General features: G+C 42.5%; 14 protein-coding genes. 1 reads left to right on the top strand and 13 read right to left on the bottom strand.

The features are described from left to right. Window positions 1-174 precede the first annotated feature (174 nt). The gene (locus tag J0K78_RS10680) at window positions 175-546 is read right to left on the bottom strand and encodes a hypothetical protein (protein ID WP_206946843.1); all 372 of its coding nucleotides are present in this window, start codon (window positions 544-546) and stop codon (window positions 175-177) included. 170 nt (window positions 547-716) lie between these two features. Here J0K78_RS10680 and J0K78_RS10675 point away from each other — a divergent pair, with 170 nt between their 5' ends. Further along, a complete protein-coding gene (locus tag J0K78_RS10675) occupies window positions 717-2,255 on the top strand; it encodes a multicopper oxidase family protein (RefSeq protein WP_206946841.1) in 1,539 nt (512 codons plus the stop codon). Between the two features lie 71 nt (window positions 2,256-2,326). On the opposite strand, the gene J0K78_RS10670 is transcribed toward J0K78_RS10675, so the two are convergent. The 12 genes from J0K78_RS10670 to J0K78_RS10615 form a co-directional block, all read right to left on the bottom strand. After that, window positions 2,327-3,475: an MFS transporter gene (locus tag J0K78_RS10670; protein ID WP_206946839.1), complete on the bottom strand. Its 1,149-nt coding sequence runs from the start codon at window positions 3,473-3,475 to the stop codon at window positions 2,327-2,329. A 204-nt stretch (window positions 3,476-3,679) separates the two neighbouring features. Beyond that, entirely contained in the window at window positions 3,680-4,666 is a 987-nt protein-coding gene (locus J0K78_RS10665; RefSeq protein WP_370551112.1) for a glycerophosphodiester phosphodiesterase family protein, read from the bottom strand. A 187-nt stretch (window positions 4,667-4,853) separates the two neighbouring features. Next, window positions 4,854-6,182: a glycoside hydrolase family 30 protein gene (locus tag J0K78_RS10660; RefSeq protein WP_206946837.1), complete on the bottom strand. Its 1,329-nt coding sequence runs from the start codon at window positions 6,180-6,182 to the stop codon at window positions 4,854-4,856. A gap of 105 nt (window positions 6,183-6,287) precedes the next feature. After that, window positions 6,288-9,455 (bottom strand): cellobiose phosphorylase, encoded by a 3,168-nt coding sequence (locus J0K78_RS10655; protein ID WP_206946835.1) that lies wholly within the window; start codon window positions 9,453-9,455, stop codon window positions 6,288-6,290. A 184-nt stretch (window positions 9,456-9,639) separates the two neighbouring features. Then, complete coding sequence (locus J0K78_RS10650; protein ID WP_206946833.1) at window positions 9,640-10,470, bottom strand: carbohydrate ABC transporter permease; 831 nt, start codon at window positions 10,468-10,470, stop codon at window positions 9,640-9,642. After that, window positions 10,430-11,416: a carbohydrate ABC transporter permease gene (locus tag J0K78_RS10645; RefSeq protein WP_115825043.1), complete on the bottom strand. Its 987-nt coding sequence runs from the start codon at window positions 11,414-11,416 to the stop codon at window positions 10,430-10,432. The genes J0K78_RS10650 and J0K78_RS10645 overlap by 41 nt, the downstream gene beginning before the upstream one ends. Before the next feature lie 157 nt (window positions 11,417-11,573). Then, window positions 11,574-12,902 carry an ABC transporter substrate-binding protein gene (locus J0K78_RS10640; RefSeq protein ID WP_206946832.1) on the bottom strand — a complete coding sequence of 443 codons (1,329 nt, stop codon included), beginning with the start codon at window positions 12,900-12,902 and terminating at the stop codon, window positions 11,574-11,576. A gap of 124 nt (window positions 12,903-13,026) precedes the next feature. Further along, window positions 13,027-14,034 (bottom strand): LacI family DNA-binding transcriptional regulator, encoded by a 1,008-nt coding sequence (locus J0K78_RS10635; RefSeq protein WP_206946830.1) that lies wholly within the window; start codon window positions 14,032-14,034, stop codon window positions 13,027-13,029. A gap of 371 nt (window positions 14,035-14,405) precedes the next feature. Then, the gene (locus J0K78_RS10630; RefSeq protein ID WP_206946828.1) at window positions 14,406-15,944 is read right to left on the bottom strand and encodes a response regulator transcription factor; all 1,539 of its coding nucleotides are present in this window, start codon (window positions 15,942-15,944) and stop codon (window positions 14,406-14,408) included. Continuing rightward, a complete protein-coding gene (locus tag J0K78_RS10625) occupies window positions 15,941-17,818 on the bottom strand; it encodes a sensor histidine kinase (protein WP_206946826.1) in 1,878 nt (625 codons plus the stop codon). The genes J0K78_RS10630 and J0K78_RS10625 overlap by 4 nt, the downstream gene beginning before the upstream one ends. A 34-nt stretch (window positions 17,819-17,852) precedes the next feature. After that, on the bottom strand, window positions 17,853-19,499 hold the full coding sequence (locus J0K78_RS10620; RefSeq protein ID WP_206946824.1) for an extracellular solute-binding protein: 1,647 nt from the start codon (window positions 19,497-19,499) through the stop codon (window positions 17,853-17,855). Window positions 19,500-19,795: 296 nt separating this feature from the next. Next, the gene (locus tag J0K78_RS10615) at window positions 19,796-20,716 is read right to left on the bottom strand and encodes an endonuclease (protein WP_206946822.1); all 921 of its coding nucleotides are present in this window, start codon (window positions 20,714-20,716) and stop codon (window positions 19,796-19,798) included. Between the last annotated feature and the right edge of the window lie 198 nt (window positions 20,717-20,914).

Genomic DNA, 20,914 nt, shown 5'->3' with positions numbered 1-20,914 from the left:
CATTAAATCATATCACTCTTATACATCTCCATTCACCCTATGTTTTAAAAGGTAAAAGCTTTACATGTAAAAAAGTAGGCTGAATCCTACTACGCTGACACTTTAGCGAGAGGATTCAGCCTCGTTTGTCTTCAAATGTTGGAATAAGATTCGTTTACTTTTCAGTTGAGGGACCTAGCTTAAGTAGTTAACCAATAGCCAACCCAATGTAATAAAAACACCTAGTGATACGATTAAGATTATAATTCCTGTGATGAGCTCCTGTTTGCACTTCCATAGGTATTGATCATAGCTCCATTCCCCTGAGGCAAAACGCACTCCATTAAGATTGGGTTCAATTGAATAAATCTTCCCACTTTCGTCACGTAAGAGAATCTCTTTAATTAATGGATAGGAAGCTAAACATCTTCCTTCATTGCTCCTATTTAGATTGACAGCCTTCCCGTCATCTAAAACTATCCTGGTTAGTTCATAGATAGAATTGTCCTGGATTTCTTTTAAAAAAATCCTAGCCTGATTTTCCATTGCACTGCGTTCTACACACACCTTTACCACCCCTCTTTTATTTTATTTCTAAACTAAATAAAGGTGACCATTTAACAGGCGCTGTAATTCAGGTGCTAGAACTTCCCTCTTGGAGGAGAGATAAAGAGGCGTAATCCTCCTCCCTTATAAATAAAATAAAAGAAGCCTAACGATCAAGAGGAGAGATAGGTATGCTGAAGAAGTTTGTGGACCCCCTTCCCATCATGAATCCCCTTCGCCCCACGAGTCATATTCAAAATGTACCATTCTATGAGGTGACGATGCAGGAAACCTTTCAGAAACTGCACAGAGACCTGCCTCCCACGAAGGTATGGGGCTATAACGGGCTGTACCCTGGTCCAACTTTTCACGCACAGAGACATCAGCCGATCCACGTGTTATGGAAAAATGAACTTCCTGAACGTCATTTTCTTCCCTTTGATACAACCGTTCATGGGGCCGGGAAAAATAACCCGGAAGTGCGGACCGTGGTGCATCTCCATGGAGGGGTGACGCCAGATACAAGTGATGGGTATCCAGAAGCATGGTTCACCCGTGATTTTCAAAAAGTAGGACCCCATTTCACTAATAAGCTCTACACCTACCCCAATCATCAGCCAGCGGCCAACTTGTGGTACCACGACCATGCCATGGGGATCACACGACTCAATATTTACGCCGGGCTTGCCGGTATGTACATCATTCATGACAGGGAAGAAACACGCTTAAATTTTCCATGTGGCCCCTTCGACATCCCGCTGATCATTCAGGACCGTTCTTTTCATAAAGATGGCCGTCTCTTCTACCCATCGGAACCAGACAAACCTGAAACAGCTCCCCACCCCTCTGTCGTACCAGATTTCTTCGGAGATACCATCCTGGTGAATGGCAAAGTATGGCCTTATATGAACGTAGAACCAAGGAGATACCGTTTCCGCATTCTGAACGGCTCAAACTCCCGCTTCTATCGTTTGACCCTTTCCAACGGGACACCTTTTATACAGATTGGCACTGATCAAGGGTTACTTGAAACCCCGGTCCGCGTCCCTTCACTTATATTAGCGCCAGCGGAAAGAGCGGATGTGATCGTCGATTTTTCTACTTGTGTCGGAGAATCAATCGTCCTGCAAAACGATTTTGAAAGGAAAGGGGAAAAACCCGACCCGGAGACGAAGGGGAGTGTGATGCAATTTCGTGTAGTCAATACTCTCAGCTGCCAGGATAAAAGTTCCATACCCGCTCGCCTGGCATCTGTACCCAAACTCACACAATATCAGCAAAATAGGACCTTACGCCTCAACATGCGAAAAGATTCCTACGGGCGCAACATCCACTTGTTAGACGACCGGCTGTGGTCAGAACCCGTTTCAGAGACACCGAAGCTTGGTCAAACGGAAATATGGACGCTGATTAACGAAACCCAGGATATACACCCTATCCACCTTCATTTAGTCCGGTTCCAAATTCTCGATCGCCAACCCTTCGATCGTGATGTCTTTGAAAAGGAAGGACGGCTCATTCCTGCAGGTCCACGTGTTCTTCCAGATTTAAATGAAAGAGGATGGAAGGATACCGTCCGGGCTAATCCTGGTGAAGTTACGCGGATCATCATTCCATTCGGTCCTTATCCTGGATTATTCGTATGGCACTGCCATATCTTAGAGCATGAAGACTATGAGATGATGCGTCCGTATTTAGTCATAAGGTACAGGAAAAAAGGGGAGCAGTAAAAACAAAAAGTTCCGCTCGAGAGAATATCGAGAGCAGAACTTTTTTCATGGTGCGCAAAGAATGAGTTTATTTAAAATTCATTCCGCAACACCGGCAAAGTAAACAATTTTACCAAGCCAATGATTCCTAACAACAGAAAGATCAAGCTATACGTGGAATAAGCCAATATCCATCCAAACACCGCCGGTCCTAGAATCGCCCCGATATTCAGCACAATGATACAGATGCTGAACCCTTGAGCTGGGAACTTCGGAAAAACTTTCGCACTCCAAATGGGCAGATATGCGGCGTATAACATGAAGGAGATTCCAAACGTCAATCCTGAGAAGCATACAATAAGCCATCCTTGAGATAAGAACAGGACCGACATGCTGAGGGAATAAAGGACAATTGTGAGTGTAAAACTCAACCTCATCCCCCACTTACTGATGAGTTCTCCCCCTAACAGTCCGGCCAGTCCTCCTACACCTGTGATCAAGAAGAAAATCGCATTTGAATTAGCGATAGAGAAATTATCCTGAACAAAGTCCGCAGAATACGTCCAATAGGTAGACTCCGTAAATCCGAACAAGAACGACGCGGCATAGAACGGCTTCGTATATTTCGTGAACAATGGATGAAGATCCGCGATTCTGATCCGCTTCACACTTGAATACTCTTTCTGATAGGGTACCGTCTTATACGCCCACCAATAGATGAGGTAGCCCGCAACAGCTCCACCACCCCAAACCAGTCTCCAATTTCCGTCCAGGAGCAAGTAGATGAGAGAAATGAAAATCAACCCCACCGTTGATCCCGTACTGATGATGGCAAGCGTCCGCTTCTGAATATTTTCAGGCAGGTGCTCGCCCACACTTTGGGAGAAAGAAGACCATGTCAGACCGGGACTGAATCCTGCAAGTAAACAGGAGGCTGCAAACACAAGCCAGCTTCCCGTAAGAGAGGCAACCAACAATCCTGTCGAAGCCGTCATGATTCCAGCCATAATGACATGGCGGGACCCAAACCTTGCTACAAAAAGGACAACAATCAATGCCCCTATTAAAAAGGTGACAAATGTAAGGCTGGAAATCACCCCCAGCAAGGAAGTGGAAAGACCAAAAGCCTTCTTAAATTCACTGAACAACAAACCATAGCCGTACCGAAACCACCCAAAAATAATCATTAGCGCAAGCAAACCGATTATTGATATGGAGGGTATTTTCTCTGTTTTAATCATACGTCCACCCCATCATCTCTTAGTTGTTTTCCTGGAAAAGATTTTCCCCTTCTTATTTACCTTTAAAACTTAGAATTGATGAAAAAATTCATAAGAAATTTCTTTTCTTCGTATCACTTTTACTTTAAAAAATTGTCTGGACGAAATAAAAAGAAGTTGGGCTCTCTTTCATCGAGAGCCCAACTTCTTTTTTAATTTATTCACTTATTCCTTAACAATCTCTGCCAAACGATCCACTCGGTTCGTCCAAATCATCCCATCATAATTCTCAGGGATACGTTGAAAGTCTTTCCGATCATCAAAGCCTTCCGACCATTTCCCCTCACCAGCAACAAAAACCACCTTCGTGTTTACTGACTCCATCCTGTTTAAGAACTTAGCAGGAAATCCCCATATCCATGGGGCATATTTCTCTGGTATATGCAGTTGCGTATTTTTACAACTGGAAGGTATATATCCTGACCAGCCTACCGATTCATAAGAGATCAAGCAGCTTTTCAATGTTTCCATGGACATCACACGTAAGCCAGGTACCTCTTCTTTCAATACTTGTATAGGGGCATCTCCCCCATAAACAGAAAGTTTCTCTATCCGTTCCTTTGGAAGCGTTGAAAGGTACTGGGCTAATTGTTCACCTTCCTCAGAATCATTACTCTTTATATTTATAAGGAAAGGTTGCTCAGGGAAACGATTAAGTACCTCATCCAAAGATGGCATCAGGCCGACCCCTTCTCCTCGGAATGGAAACGTTTCTCCGCCGTCCGCCGTGTAACCATAGCCCACATCCAATTGTTTCAATTCTTCTAAGGTATGCTCTCTTGTTACCCCGTGTCCATCGGTTCTACAATCCAAAGTCCAATCATGGAATACGGCAAACTTCCCATCTTTTGTAGGGTGAATATCAAACTCCACAATGTCGGCCCCCTCTTCGAAAGCTGCCTCCATGGAAGGTATCGTGTTCCCAATATAGGGGTGTTCTGGTTCGTAAATTCTTTCAGCCGTACAGGTATCATTTTTGATATTGTCCATGGGATAAGTCTGAGCCATACCTACATGGGCTAAGAGTACAGGGTCTTCCGTACTTTCATTCATCAAATAAGAACTATTGTTTATAAAGATAACCAAAATGAAAACGGCAAAAATAACAGCAACCCGCTTCCCTATCTTTTTCTTTTTCTTTTTCGCTTTCACATTCCCGCCTCCTCCATCCATATATAGCGTAATGGATGACGTCTCGAAACTCGTACAATCGCATTTCATTATACAACACTTTTTCACTGGATCATCCAATAAAAAAATCATGCGCTCCGATGTTATCGGAACGCATGATTTTGCAACTAGTAAAATCACACTTCATCATTAATGGTCAATCGAGACTTTAGATCACAAACGAATAAATCGAATGAGGCGCAAACGTTACAGGACAGGATTTACCATGTAACACGACACTCACCTCTTCGGCTTCATCTGTTTCATTCATCACGACAAGTACAATCGAGTCATCCTCATTTTGAAAAGCGACCCCCTGAAGGGAGTGGTGGTCCATTTGAAGCTTAATTCTTACGGCATTTGGCTTAATGAACTTACTAAAGTGACCAATATAGTAATAAGAACTATTATAATGAAGCTTGTTCTTTTGAGTATCCACAATGACGGGCGCGTCGCAATAATTCCCTACATGGTTTGGTCCGCCTTCTTCATTCAGGACAAGGTTCCAGTCGATCCAGCCTTCCAGCCAATTATTTAAATCGCCCATAATATTTCGTCCGTAACGTTCTCCTGTATGCCAGGCGCCCAGCTGAACTCCGCCTTCAATACAACCTTCTGTGAAAATGATATGTTTATCCGGGAATTTTTCATGGATTTTCGTTAGATTTTCGAACTCTTCACTTACATACCAGTGCAAACCTGTTCCCCATACATATTCAGCCGCTTCAGGATCGGAAAGGATCGTTTTCGCTCTCTCATAAGCCATATCCCGGTTATGATCCCAAACGATGATTTTTTTATCGCCGAGACCCTCACCTTTCAAGGTTGGTCCTAAATGATCCCGAACAAAATCGCGTTCCTCTTCAGCGGAATAACGGCAGGAATCCCACACCTGGGTGGCGTCTGGTTCATTTTGAACCGTTACCCCCCAAATCGGAACACCTGACTCCTCCATGGCATGAATATACTTCGCATAGTAACGCGCCCATGTTTCACGATATTCGGGTAAAAGCTGTCCACCATGGTTCATCTCTTTATTCGTTTTCATCCATGCGGGAGGACTCCATGGAGAAGATAAAATCGTTAAGTCTTCCCCTCTCATCACCCTTGCATCCTTAATCATAGGGATGACATACTTATGTTCCCGATCAATGGAGAACGTACGCAGTTCCTGATCCTCTTCTTCCACATATGTGTAGTTACCCAGAGAAAAGTCACAGCTATGTATATGCGTCCTTCCAAGAGAGTAACCTAATCCCTTCGATGGATGATAGTAGCTCTCGATTACCTCCATCCGTTGTTCTTCAGGGATTTGCGACAACGTATAGGCAGCCGCCTCTGTAAAAGCACCCCCGAATCCCATAACGGTCTGATAGCGCTCTTCAGGAAGGATGGTTATCGCCGGCGCTCCTTCTTCTACTCCCTGCTCGGTAAAGGACAGCTCCTCTTTTTCAGCCAGACGGTCATTGGTGTTTTTAATGGTTTGAATCAATCTCACGTTCTTACCCTCCTACCATTTATTTTTTTAATAGTGCTGATTCATTCTTTAACAAACTCCTCCCTGTCTATCTCATAGCTATCCAAACAGGCAGGGAGGCATGACTTAATTTAAAATGACCTCTATTTTCTTAAACGCACGGTTCCGGACTTTCTCAGCCCATTCTCCTTGGATTTTCTGCCCGTCAATGACCGTTGAACCTTCCTCATCATGGAGAATATAACGAACAATAGATGCTCCTCCGTCTCCAAAAGTTGGTTTCCGGTTTTGATTGTAATAAGTCACTTCAGTCTCTCCAAGGAACGTAAATGTCAATTGATTCTGTTCATCAAACAGCCATTCTGGTAGAACAGGCTGTAGTTTTAACGTTAATTCACTGTCTTCTACTACAAACATCTCTTTACCGGTCATCATCATCTGCCACATGGATAAAAACTCAGCTGTTGTTCCGCTTAAACGGGCTACAAATCCCCTTCCGTGCATCCTTTCGTCAGGATTGACACTGCTTGCGATAAACGATGAATTCTCAAGCGTACTTCTTCCATAAACAGCAGGATCCATAAATGGAGGCAGGGCAGCCTTTAAATCGCTGAAAAAGTCTTCATATAAACCAGCATTCAGCAGGCTTAATAAATACTTGAATTCCATATGCATAAACACAGATTCCCGCTCCAGCCATCCAGGGGTAAAGGCTCTCGCTCTTCCCACTTCATAACTCATTTCATCTAACGAAGTGGATGTTTTATACATAAGTAGTTTTTGGTCGTAAAGGTCAGACTTTCGAACAGACTGATGAAGTTCTTCAGCTGTTTCGGCGCTCATGCCTTTTAATGCTCGTGCAGGTCCTTCTAAGAAGTGCGGAAGCACATGAACATCAAAGGATTGAACATTCACTAGAGGAGCGCCTTTTTCGTTTTTCATCACTTGTCCTTCTTCATCCCGCTTCACATCATATTGAGAAGCTTCATAGTAGAAGTAGGTCGGAATTAACCCTCCCCCCAGTTCTTTCGCTTCTTCGATACCTGCGTCTACTTTTGCCATGAAGAGTTGAAGAATTTCCTGAACATCCGCAGCTGTCAGCACTTCTTCTCTTCCATCCAGTCCGTCCTTAATGGCGGTTCGATAGGATTCTCTAGCTGTAGAAACCGTATCCCAATAGTCAAAGGAGGTAAGGTTCTGGTGTAATGCCGTCTTCACTTCCTGTACCAATGTAAAAATCTCAACAGGCAGAATCGTCTCTTCTTCCAATTCACACTCCAGGATAAATTGCAGCAGTCGTTTCAATTCCACGGTTTCACTCATCCCTGAACCAAAAATCCCAGGCAGTCCATTCATGGAGTCATTCCACCCCGGCTTATTCGCTTCCATTTCAATCCCCATACCATAAGGATCCATGGTTGTGAATTTAAGAAGGGCTAAGGAAAACAATTTGGAAAATAACGTACTTTGATACACTTCGCCTTCCTTTGTCTTCAGCCAGTGACCAGCCTTAGACTCTTGCCATTCGGCAATCGCCCCGTACTGGCGCACCTTCCCATCGGACAATACATATTTTTCTGAACGTGGTTTTATATGAACAGGGCTGGAAAAGTATCGATAGGAACGATCCTTAAATAACAGGGCCTGCTTTTGGTCCGGGAATACTTTAAGGTAGTTCTTAATTAAATCCAGGTTATAGGTCCAATGATCGACCCAGTATCCTTCACCAAACTCTGCATCAATTTCCTGTTCACTATGTGAAAGTACGGTACGTAAAAATTCTTCAGGTGATACGGTTAAACGTAGGTTTCGGTCTACAATCGACTGCACAATCACTCCTGGTGTGAACGCACCTTCCAACTGTTTCTTCATAACATTGACGTCTTCCGCGCGGGAGAACAGGGATTCCAGCCATAAGAGATTTTCTTTTTCAGTAAGCTCAAAATACGACCCTTTCACGACTAATGGGTTATAACCGTCTGCCTGCACTAAACTCATAAACAGTTTGATATTGTAGTCGCCCACTTCGGGATTGAAGAATATATCATTCCGGCGATTCTGATTCACATCCCTGAAGTTGCCGTTCCCTTGAGAGAAGAATTCCGGTGCCACAGAAAAGAAGTTATAATCCCTTTCAAGGTCCCCGTGTTTCCTTGAATAGACATAATAGAGGAATGGATCTTTCTCATTCTCTAATAAAACCGGGTATCCGCCCCGCAGGACATTATCCAAGTAACTTTGCTTCGTATACCCATCAAACATTTCGTTTCCGGATCTGGTATGAATATCACTTGTCAATTCGTCTACAAGAAGCTGAGCTTCCTTGTATTTCCCATCAAAATACCCAGCAGAAGCCACTTCCTCCCGCTTTTCTTGAATGATATCCAGGTCATTGACATGCCCTATCATCGTTCGTAAAACGGATGATTGATGAGGGGAAATCTCCGCGGCATAGGCTGAAAAACCACACGGTACGTTATTTGCCGTGATCTGTTCCTTCTGTAAAAGTTCGGCAACAGATTGAGATTCAAAGTGGTCCGGAAAGCTTAGTGACGTGTTCTCACCAAAGAGAATCGCAGCATCGACGATCGGTTTTAATAAGGATCCGTCTTCGACAAAGCTGGCATAAAAATGTCCTTTCGTGATCTCCTCCACTTCCGCTGTATCCCCTGTTGAAGAGCGGACACGGTAGTAAGGGAGATGATTTTGTAAATTGAACACATCCATCCAGCTTTTCAACGTGTTTCCAACTGCTTTATAGGCCGCATCTTCAATCCCGAAAGGCAGAATGGCAGGAAGACCATCCACGACTTCCATGCTTACTTGCTCTTCAGAGATATTCTCCACTTCCACTTTCCGCATAAGCGATGCATAATTTTCATGCGGCAATGTGAAATAGGTGACCGTCGTTTGAATGCCGTATTCTTCATGACGTTCCCTTACAATCAGTTCATTTTCCTTGATGAACATCGTCCGCTTCCCTTTTCCTTTCAAGCGATCATTAAAAGGTTCAAATAAAAAGGAATCATTCTTGCGTTGAATTTTTATGAAGGTACGAAAACCATTTGTCGACACACGCTCATAAGCCTGATTGGCCGGGTAAAATTCTGTAATCGCATGGCTTTTATCCTGGACTCCAAAGCTCACCATCCCCTGGCCTCTGTTCACATAAAAGGCCCACATCGGCACCCCGTACAAACCAGCCAGTCCAGGTAAAAAGCTCGAGAACGTCTTAGCCTGATCAAAACCTTCAATTACAAAATATTTTTTATCATTAAATGCATAATTCACCATGCATCAGCACCTCTTTCTACACGTTTGATTCGGCCCCAGCATAGGAAAATAAGGAGAAAGTTTAGCACCCTCCTCCTTATTCTCCTGAAAGAAACATAAACCGAAATCGATTTCGATATGGGCCATACTTCTATTGATTTTCATGAATAGGCTCAACCCTTCGTATGAAAGGATCAGATGGGCTTTACCCTTTCACAGATCCAGCGGAAATACTTGTAATAATATATTTAGAGAAGAATAGGAACGCGATCATAATCGGCACAACAGAAATGGCGATCCCGAGATACAATGATCCCAGATTCTGCGCTACCGGTGATCCCTTCAGGAAGCCCATTAAGACTGGTAACGTGTACTTTTCCGGAGAGAAAATAACGACCAATGGCAGAATATAGTTGTTCCATGAACCGATAAATGTAAATATGGACATCGTTGCCACCGCGGGCATCATGATGGGAAGAGCGATGGTATGGAAAATCTTCAGTTCACCTGCTCCATCCATACGGGCTGCTTCCAACAAGGAAGTGTGCAGGGTGGATGCCAGATACTGCCTTAAGAAAAACACAACAAAGGGGCTGGCGATTGCAGGCACGATCAACGGAATAAAGGTATCTAAGAATCCGAGTGTCTTGTTCAACTCATAGAAACCTATAAGCCCTAACTGCCCGGGGACCATCATCATCAGAAGCATAAAGATAAAGAGTTTATTTTTCCCTTTGAAGTCATATACGGCGAAACCGAAAGCTGTTAATGCCGAAAAATACCCACTCAAGATCGTCACCGTAATAGAGACGAACAGGCTGTTTTTAAACCCGGCCCAAATATTGACGTAACTCATCATATTTTTATAGTTTTCCACCAGTTCACTGCCTGGAATAAAGGAAAACCCCATGATGATGTCTTTTGTCTCTCGTGTGGCATTAATAATCATCATATAAAATGGAACAAAGCTGATAATCGCTAATAGAGTTAAGAGACTATATATAAGTGTTTTGTTTAGCAACTTTTTCTTGAACATTCACATTCCCTCTCTTCTTCGCAGCTTTGCTTTTACGTTTTTCCGCTTTAGCCACCGCTTTTTCTCCACTGGCTTCCCGGTACATGGATTTAAAGGTGATGGCAGAAAAGACGACCGTAATCAAGAACAACATGTAAGCAATCGTTGCTGCATAGCCGTAATTGTTGTAGCGGAACGCTTGATTATAAAGATACAAAACCATCGTATTCAAAGCGCCATCAGGATTTCCGAGGCCATCCGTCAAGAGCATCGGTAGGTCAAACAGTTGCAGCCCACCGATCAGGGATGTAATCATGACGTACAGCATAATCGGTTTCAGCAATGGCAGTGTGATATACATGAACGTCTGCATCCGGTTCGCCCCATCAATCAAGGCTGCCTCATAATACTCCTTGGAAATACCGGATACCCCTGCCATCAAAACGATAAAGGTGTAACCAAACCACATCCACGTCAAGATCAGGGAAACGGATACTTGAGCTGTAAATGGCTGGTTCAACCAGTTGATCGGCTCGCCAATCAAACCGATTTTCAATAAGAATTGGTTGATTGAACCGTAATGCCAATCAAGCATAATGTTAAATAGGATCGCAACGGAGCTGATCGTAATTAAGTTCGGCAGGTAAAAGATCGCCCGAAAGAACCCAAGGCCCTTGATACGGAAACGAAGATCTGAGAATAAGGCAGCTAAAAACAAGGCAATTCCCAATTGAAGAGCGAAGTTCAGCCCCCATATTTTCCATGTGTTCACAAACGCTTCCAGGAAATAAGTATCTGTCAGGATGCGGGCATAGTTGGCTAAACCGATAAACTCCGGCGCCCCATACCCTTCATAGTGAGTAAAAGTATAGTAAAAAGTTAAAAGAACAGGGTAAATATTAAACACAAGAAAAATGACAAAGAATGGAGCGATAAAATAATAGCCTTTATGATCTAATTTCTTCACCATGTACACCTTCTTCCTTTTAGGGTGGAAAGAAGACAAGTCCACCTCCCATGAAGGTGACCAACTTGCTTCCTTCTCTTTCTCTCCCCTTTCGTAACTGAAACGAAGGATGAAAGAAAGAGGGGATAGAAACCAGAGGTTTCTATCCTTTCATTGTTTATTCCGGTGTTTTTATATTTGGATATGCATTTTTAACAGCTTTATAGAATTCTTGAATCGCTTCTTCTTTGGTCAATTTACCGTCTACATATTCCGTAACTTTTGAACCAAGCAGCGTATCAATCTGCTGATCATACTCTGTCACGATTCCAGGCTCAATTTTCTTCGCTTCTTCCAAGAAGAATTCATAGTTGTTTTGTCCACCCAGGAATTCCTCGCTGAAGTCATCTTTGATCTTGTTGGTAACAGGAAGATAAGATAGGACATCCCCTGTATCTTTCGCCCAATCTGTCAAAAACTCTTCATCATGTGTCATCATCTTCACGAAATCCCAAGCCAGTTCCTTCTTCTCAGAACCGCTGTAAATACCTAACCACGTTCCACCCCAGAAATAAGGAGACGGACCTGTTGTAACGGCCCAATCACCAGCCGTATCTTCTGCATTCAGTTTAAGCACACTGTGTAAGCCCCATGTTGGAAGAGCATAAGAGAAGACTTCCGTTTTTTCTCCTGAGGCATTTTCATCTACTTCATCCCATCCACCGTTATAGGCAATCGGGCCATTCATAGAAGCGAGCCAGGACGGGGACCACTCTGGTGCAAAGGCAGTGTAATCTTTTTCACGAAGCTTTTTCGCTTGATCAAAATAATTCAACTTGGCTTCTGTCATGATTAATTCATCATTTTCATTCACCCAAGGCTGCGGATCTTCACTCTTAGCGAACCAGCGAATAGATCCTTCATCCGGGAATAAGCGGTAACCTTCGGCTTTTAACTTGTCGCCCACTTCGAACATCTTGTCCCAGGAAGACATCATGCCTCCGACTTCTTTCGGATCTTCTGTACCTAATACTTCCTTAGCGATACTGCGACGATAGAAAATACCGCCTGGTGTCGTCTGCCATGATAACGCCTTCACATTTCCTTCTGAATCCTTACCTAAGTCATAAACGTAAGGGACGTAATCTTCGCTCCATTCGTCTGCGTTATACGGATCAGCCGATAAGTTTTCCCAGTAATCACGTTCGATCCACTGCTTCAAGAAAGCAATTTCACCAGTAAAGACATCCGGTGCACCCACTCCACTTTCCAAAACCGGCTTAAGTTTCGTAGGGTAATCAGCAATTGGAATGATCGTTAACTCTACTTTGACCCCATTTTTCTCTTCGAACGTTTTAATCGGCTCCTTCAATTCATCAGTGAAGGACCAGACTTTCAATACATCATCTGACTTTTCGCCAGTATCGGATGAAGCGGAATTTGAACATCCTGCAATGATTCCCGCAAGCAAAACCAGGGTAAGGACCATACCTAAGATTCGTTTCATGTATCTTACCTCCTAATTAATATGAAAAATAAATGATAAAGACGTTGACTCTTTTGTGCCTGAATCGGTTTCGATTTTTCAAGTTCAACTGGTACGAAACCGGTTTCCATTTTGAGTAAAAAAATTAAATACTTCGGCATGAACTTCTGATCATCAGTTCGACTGGAACAACAACACTTTCAACATTTTTCTGTCTTGTATGGATTTGATGGAGCAGCAGCTCTCCTGACTTTTCGCCAATCAATTCGGTTTGCTGACGGAGAGTGGTCAAGGATGGGTGAAACATTTCCGAAAGTTCGATGTCATCAAAACCGATGACCGAATAATCGTCCGGTACTCCAAATCCAGCCTCCCGTATTGCTTCCATAGCTCCAATAGCCAGGTTATCTCCTGCTGCATATATAGCTGAAGGCGGGTTTCTCAGTACTAACAGTTTCTTCATGGCTTCATAGCCACTCTCTCTTGAAAAGAATTCTCCATCCACAATGTAATCCTCTGGCACCGGCAATTCGAGTTTCCTCATAGCCTCTGCATATCCCTTTAACCGTTGTTTACCGGCAAATGTCGATGAGTGGCCGGCAATGTGAGCAATTTTGCGATGTCCCAAAGAGTAGAAATACTGAACGGCCTCAAAACTACCGCGAACGTTGTCTGAGTAGACCACACATGATTTGTCACTTTTAAGATCAATGACGACAGACGGCAGACTGCTGTTGATCAACTCCTGCACCTGTTCGTCTTCATAGGTTGAGCTGACAATGACCACACCATCTACACCACGATACTTAAAGTAATCCAGGTAACTCTTCTGTTTGTTGCTTATGTTTCTTGAAGCAAAAAGCAAATCGTACCCCTGGACTTCTACATGCTGCCTGAAACTTTCAATCACGGCGTTGAAAAACGGGTGCTTCATGCCAATCCCCAGCGATTCTATAAAAACGACCCCAATGATCCATGATTTCTTAGTAATGAGAGATCTTGCATGGGAGTTTGGCAGATATCCCAGCTCTTCCACAGCATCCAAGATTTTTTTCTTGGTCTTTAAATTGACATCCTCATAATTGTTTAACACCTTAGAAACCGTTGCCGGCGAAAATCCCGTTGCCTTTGCAATGTGGTAAATCGTGACCATATTTGAACACCTCTTGTGCTTCGAAGCAAGAATCGAAAGCGAAATGAAAACCCTTACAAAGATGATTAAAAAAATAGGGCTTCCCATTCTTCCTTCTCTTCAAAAAACTGCTGGAACCTTCCCCTGACCCTCCTCATTTGTTTTGATTAACCGCTTACAAACTTATTGTAATCGACTTCTTTTGTTAATATAATGAACCGAATTTTACATAAGGTGACAGATTTTTAGGTTTATATATGATTCGTCGAAAAAAGGGGTATAGAATATAATTTAAGAATCATAGGACCCGTCTCTTCCTTTCTTGATTAGATGTGTACAAGCATAAAAGAGCACAAAAAAAGGCCTGTGTCAGGAACACAAGCCCGGAGTACTCAATAAAAAGTACGTTCTGTATTCAATTTTTCCCGGTATTCCTTTGGAGAAACTCCCTCCAAATCCCTGAAAACTCTCGAAAATTGTTTGGAATTACCGAATCCTACCTGTTCACTTATTTCAAAAATCTTATGGTTGGGATCAGCTAATAACTTCTTAGCCTTTTCGATCCGGACTTTTTTCAAATAATCGACGAAATTATTTCCCGTATAGTCTTTGAAGGCATGACTGAAATAGGAATAGTTTAAAGAGACATGGTTTGAAACGACGGCCATATTCAAATCCTTATGGGCATTTTCATGGATGAAGGCTATGGCCTTATCCAGGATGGTTTCTCCCGAATACACGCTTTTCATCTCCTTCATATATTCATGGAGACGTATTGTCAAATTTTCAACCGCATGAAAATAGTCATACACATTCTCAAAATTGGACATATCCCCCACTTGATCGTAAAGCTTAAAAACTTCGATGGATTCCATACCAATCTGATTAAAAGCCTGATCAAAAAGGTCCCTGTTAATCGCGTCATTCAGTTCTTCTAAGCAGGAGATTCTACATTCTTTCACCTCTTCTATATTAAAAAGGTGAACTAACGATAACCTGATTTCATCATTTCGATTTGTTCCTAACATATTGAAAATCTTTTGGATCAATGGTTTGTTCACCATCGTACAATCATCTTTTTTAGCCTTTACTTGTCCATATGTGAGGATTTTTTGGTGAGGAAAGATAAATTGATAGGCTAATGCTTCCTTCGCCTGTTCATAGGCCTCCACTAATTTTCCCATGGAAACATGTTGATCACTGATGCCAGCTGCTATATGACTGGCTATATCGAATGGGTTTTCTTCAAAAACCGCATAGAGTCCCTCCAGGCATTCGGTAAATACAACAAGGTTTTCATAACTGTCCACGAAACATAAAGAAACATCGTCATACTTCTGAACCTGGTTCACGATGTGTTGAAAGAAATCGTCCCTGGTCAAAGTGCTTTGGTGACTCTTCCACTGGAAGACCCCAGCATAGAAGCCGGAAGAATACTGATGGAGCTGAAACTTCCGAACAGCTTCTTCCACTTTTTCTTCATTCATTTTTGGATTGAGTAACATATAATTCAATTGGTTGACCAGGTACTCATCCTCATCTTTCTGTAAAGATAATTTCGTCTCCAGTTTTTCTTTGGCTTTGTGAATCAACGCAAACAATTCATTACGATCAACAGGTTTCAGCAGATAGTCCATCACTTGAAATTGAATGGCCTGCTTGGCATATGAAAAATCATCATAACCGCTCAGAATGATCACCAACGGAGGGGTCTCCCTTTCATGCAGATGTTCAATGAGTTGAATCCCATCCATATGGGGCATTTTTATATCGGTGATCACGAGATCAATCGGATGATTTCGACACAATTCCAAGCCTTCTTTACCATCTGCTGCAAGCATGATGTCCGTCTCTGTAAACTTTCTTTCAATCATCGCTTTTATCCCTAAGCGGATCATTCGTTCATCATCTACCACAACAACCTTCATCATGCGGATAACCCTCCCCCTTCTTTAATGACTAAACATGGTACGGTGACGATCACCTCTGTGTAGTGCCCTTCTTTACTATTAATAGTCAATCCATATTCCTTACCATAATACAACTGAACACGTTCATGAACGTTGTAAAGCCCGATGCCGCTCCCTGTCTTCATTCGCTTCGATGTCTCAGTCGTATCTGTCCCTTCTGATAAAGAGACCCTTAAATTTTGAAGGGTTTCACGTTCCATCCCGTCCCCATTGTCTGTGAGGACCACTTTTATATCCTTTCCTTCTGTATAGGCCCGGATGGAAATGATCCCTTTTCTCTCGTTCAGGATATGCTGAAGCCCATGCTTCACTGAATTCTCCACAATCGGCTGAAAAGTCATCTTCAGCACTTCCTGCCCTTCCAAATGAGGGGGAATATCGACCTGTAGATCTAAACGGTGATCTAAACGTATGTTCATCAGCTCAATATAGTTGCGTATATGATTGACTTCCTCCTGTAAGGAGACAAAGTCTTTTTTCCATTTAAGATTGTAGCGCATCATTTCCCCTAATGATGTTAAGGCATCAGAAATATCATATTTCCCATCAATCTCAGCCATCATTTTTATATTCTCTAAGGTATTATAGAGAAAATGGGAATCAATCTGCATTTTCAAAGCATGTAACTCTGCTTCTTTCGTGGCCGCTTCTTTATTGACCGATTCAGCAATTAACGTGTTGATCTTACTTAACATATTGCGATAGTGATTGGATAACCTGCCGATTTCGTCACCACTCTGGATATCTACATCAACCGTAAAATCTCCTTTCTCCACTTTTTTCATAGATTCGATGAGAAGGTGGAGTTTTTTTAGTATGAGCGAGACTAATCCATGGGTGATTAAGGAAAGGAGAAAAATGAGCGAAAGAGCTCCCAGGATGATCATCGTTCGAAGTTGATCCCTTTCCATAAAAGTCTTTTCTAGAGATTTCACGTGCATCAGGTGAATGCCCAGGTCTTCTATATAAGAAGATACGATAAGAAACGGTACCTCTTCATTCGGGTACACCATTGTTTGATTCAAGTCACTGGTATTTTTCTGATCAAACTTCTCCTTTAATTCCTGTGGACTCATGTTGATGTCCTTCAATAAGGACTGGGATTGTTCAAAATAAACACGATTCGCATCAAGGACAAACATCTGCGACTCCAGGTTTTCTACATGGTTAAACACTTTCGGGAAGAAGTTTTCTAAAAGCATCGTCACTTTAATAAGACCTAAATGCTCATCTTTAGGGTATTCCAGTTCCCGGTATAAGGATATTTTTTGAGGTTCTTGAAGAGTTTCCCCTTCACTCCCAGCGTCCTCCTGATGATTCAGTTTCCACATCTCTGTACCCTCGTATTCGAGAAGTTCCCCGAACCAATCTGAATTCTCGATCCGCCGTTCATCATAAATGAGCGGCCACATTTCTTTCACCTGATCATTAGCCGCATAAACATTGATATCTTCAATGGCTGGATTATTGTATTTCAACTGTAAAACATCAGAGAACGTTTCATTTTTAAAATCAAGAAGCTGTTTTACTTCCTGCTCTTCTTTCTGGCTGATAAACTCGGTAAGCTCTTGATTGGCTACCACAATCTGTGCGGTCCGACGAATCTTTTCCTTATTCTCTTCGATGTTCATTTTTTCGAGTTCTACTAAATATTCACTCTCTCTTTTCGCATCATAAATCGATGACTCAAACCTATTCTTAGAAATATTCCAAGTGAAGATCAGAATGGGAACTAAGATAATCACTACATAGAGAACCACCAATTTTTTATGGAGGGAAAGTTGACTCATCCATCCTCCTATCCTTTTGAAGATTTTCTTCCACTTCGCACCCATGTCCTTTCCCCTCCCCACTTCCAATAAATGAATCCTACCTGCTTAATTTCTGCTGATTTTCCTCGTAAACTTTTTGTCTATGCTGTTCCACTATAGAAAGCCCATATTCCTCACGCTTTTCTAAGAAGGATTGAAAAAGCTGATCAAACTCTTCTTCCGATTCAGCTAATAATAACAGCGGCAGTATCCGTCCCCATTCCTCTTCAATCTTACTCGCAGCAATTCCCGCTTCTGATGTCCCGGTAGGTTCAATACCTTCAAATCTACTAAAATTGACGGTTTTTCCTTTTGTCCAATCTATAGATTGTTTAAGTGGAGCCACCGGGTCCGGGGCCCATTCCAGGTATCTATTCGTGTCCATCAGCATCCAATACGTATAAGAAGCTCCGTATTTCTGGTTAAAAGACCCGCGGTCAGATTGAAGTTGATCGAGCACCTCAGGGAGGAATTGCTTTTCACCATTGACGTGATCCCACGTGACTCCTTTTTTACCAAAGAAAACATCCTTCTGGCCTTCATCGCTAATAAGATAGCTTAGAAAACGGATCGCCCGTTCAGGATCCTTCACATCCTTGGATATGAGCGTAACGGTCCATCCTGAAATTCCATCTGCCGGGAGGGTAGGAGCATCGAGATCAGCATTAGCCGGACCATCCACCGCTATATAGACGGAATCTGGATCCTTCGCATATAGCTCTTTCTGCTGGGCCTCCATATCACTCCGTTGATAAAGCATGGCAAAATACCGGCCTTTCGAGATTTTTTCTTCCATTTGAGCACGTTTATCAATATAGATATCTTTGGAAAGCAGCCCCATCTCATTGGCTCGTCTGAATGTCTTTAACCATTCGATATACTCAGGATCGGTTTTCCTATCATAAATTTCCCCTTCCTGCTCCATAGGGATCGCTAAGAAGTTTTGAAGGTGCTCTTCTAATGAATCGTTACCATCGGAAGTGAATTCATGCAGCCCTAATGGAATGAGAGGTTCACCATTCACTTCAGGGAATCGTTCTTGTGCTTCTTTTAAGGCGTCCAAAAACCCTTCAGATGTTCTCATATCCGGTCGTCCTAAAGCTTCATACATGTCTTTACGTACTAAAAACGTTTGATTCGATGGTTTCACACCTTTGTATCGATCAAAATCTTCCGGAGACGATGAAGCATTGGGATACCCGTACACGTGACCGTCTTCCTGCTTATACCATTCCAACTTTGAGTCGTCCGTCACTTTAAAAAAGTAGGGATCGTACTCCTCAGCAAGTTCATCTAAAGGTCGTACCAGATCCCGTTCAATCATCTTTTTCGCTCCATCTTCCCACCAGCCGATGGTTATAAAATCAGGAAGAGAACCGGAAGCAATCATCGTATTTATTTTTTCATTTTCATTGCCCTTAGGGGAGATGAAATTAATCTTCACTCCTGTTTTTTCAGTGATATAATCAGAAACGATATTGTTCCCCCACTGCGTAGTGAACCAGGAAAAATTCACATACCAATCAAAGGTGATCGCGGAGGTATCCACCTTCCAGCCAGGTTGATCACGAGTGATCGGTTGTTCTTCAGCTTTTTCCGCTTCTTGGAAACCGGTTTCATTTTTCTCCATATCTTCACACGCCGCTAGGAAAGCCCCCACCAGCATAAGTAGGATAAGTGTTCTAATTAGAGACTTTATTCGCATGTTCATCCCTCGCTTATATTTCTAGTATATCGAAAAAAGTTGTACGTTCGTAGGGAGATTTGTAATAAACAATCTGAAAATTAAGAATCATGTGCTCGACATGGCGAAATGTTGGATTTTATTATTGCAGTCCTTCTTTTTAGAGGAAATAACCATCTCGTCAGTAGAAAGGGTTTATTGTGGATCAACGTTTTTATAGAAGATTACTATGAAAGTCGATCCACATCTGGAAACCTCGATATGTAAAAGTGCCTGCCCCGTAATTAGCAGGGCAGGCACCATATATGGAACATTATCTATGATCTTTGTTTATGACTGAATAACCGAGCCATCTCAACCGGATAATCAATAAACGGATTCCGATTTCCCTGAAGCTCAAAAATCGCCTGATTCCGGTGAAATTCATAGATTTCAGGTGGTTCATTCCTATGCCACTCAAGCATAAGATCCACATCGATCTTTTCTCTATGATTTGAATCCAATTCATCCGGATATCTCAGCAAGAAATAAAGCATCGCTCGAGCCACCGTGCCTTTGGCGTATTCCGGTTCAAATAATTCATCCTCTGCTTTCCCGCATTGATCCTCGATTCGAAGAACCCCTGCCTCTTGTCCAGCCGGATAATCATGAAAATCATGATAAGGAAAATTACTTCTGATTGAATTACATAGAGGTTCACAAGTGAATAGATGATGCAGATCCCCCCGCATGGGCTCCTGCGCGTCATACCAGGATTGAGGAACGGCATGTTCACAATTGTATTTAAAGGCGGTAACGGCCTCTGCCATCACGTGCAGCAGATTCTCCTCCTCTTTGTTCGCTCTTATCTTTTGTTCCCGTTTTTGGGAAGCAGCATAATCTTCCTGGATGACGTCCTCCGGTTCTCTTACCTCTCCTGAATAGATGCTCTGCAGCTTGCCATCCGGTCGCAGGTCTACCCAAGGATAAACGTATGAGCTCGGGTCGTAGTGCAAATAGTTGTTATGTGTCGACTGAATTAATTCCATAACCTTTTCTATTGCCGTGCTGTTGGCAGGATCCGAAAAATCAACAGGCGCATAATATTCTTGTTTCGTTTGTTCGTTTTTACTTTCATCAAAGTAGAGCTGTTGATTCTTATCAATCGCTGCCTTGTTTTTCTTCGCTTGTTTTATGATTTCGTCTATTCGTTCCGGGTCCGTAGATACGGAAATCGCCTTGCTGATTATTTTATCCATCCATTGATCCCTCCTAATAATCTATGTGAACTGTAAAGCTTTTCTCTACTCTATGCATTCCACTCATTCGTTTCATTCCCCTTTTATAGAAGTAATAAATTTGAATAAAAGTACAGAAAAGTTTACAAGTCTATTTGAATTTTAGATACATGATGAAGAGAGAGGATTATAATAATAAATTGAAAATGCCTGCTCTCA

This window comes from Halobacillus sp. GSS1 (assembly GCF_017307035.1).
Lineage (GTDB): Bacteria > Bacillota > Bacilli > Bacillales > Halobacillaceae > Halobacillus > Halobacillus litoralis.
The sequence above is the reverse complement of the archived record's forward strand: the minus strand, read 5'-3'. Positions and strand labels throughout refer to the sequence as shown.

What these genes read in the sequence shown, in the direction of transcription:
- J0K78_RS10630 (WP_206946828.1), bottom strand. Translation starts at nt 15,944, where the DNA reads ATGATGAAGGTTGTTGTGGTAGATGATGAACGAATGATCCGCTTAGGG.
- J0K78_RS10670 (WP_206946839.1), bottom strand. Translation starts at nt 3,475, where the DNA reads ATGATTAAAACAGAGAAAATACCCTCCATATCAATAATCGGTTTGCTT.
- J0K78_RS10640 (WP_206946832.1), bottom strand. Translation starts at nt 12,902, where the DNA reads ATGAAACGAATCTTAGGTATGGTCCTTACCCTGGTTTTGCTTGCGGGA.
- J0K78_RS10620 (WP_206946824.1), bottom strand. Translation starts at nt 19,499, where the DNA reads ATGCGAATAAAGTCTCTAATTAGAACACTTATCCTACTTATGCTGGTG.
- J0K78_RS10650 (WP_206946833.1), bottom strand. Translation starts at nt 10,470, where the DNA reads ATGTTCAAGAAAAAGTTGCTAAACAAAACACTTATATATAGTCTCTTA.
- J0K78_RS10635 (WP_206946830.1), bottom strand. Translation starts at nt 14,034, where the DNA reads ATGGTCACGATTTACCACATTGCAAAGGCAACGGGATTTTCGCCGGCA.
- J0K78_RS10615 (WP_206946822.1), bottom strand. Translation starts at nt 20,716, where the DNA reads ATGGATAAAATAATCAGCAAGGCGATTTCCGTATCTACGGACCCGGAA.
- J0K78_RS10675 (WP_206946841.1), top strand. Translation starts at nt 717, where the DNA reads ATGCTGAAGAAGTTTGTGGACCCCCTTCCCATCATGAATCCCCTTCGC.
- J0K78_RS10655 (WP_206946835.1), bottom strand. Translation starts at nt 9,455, where the DNA reads ATGGTGAATTATGCATTTAATGATAAAAAATATTTTGTAATTGAAGGT.
- J0K78_RS10625 (WP_206946826.1), bottom strand. Translation starts at nt 17,818, where the DNA reads ATGGGTGCGAAGTGGAAGAAAATCTTCAAAAGGATAGGAGGATGGATG.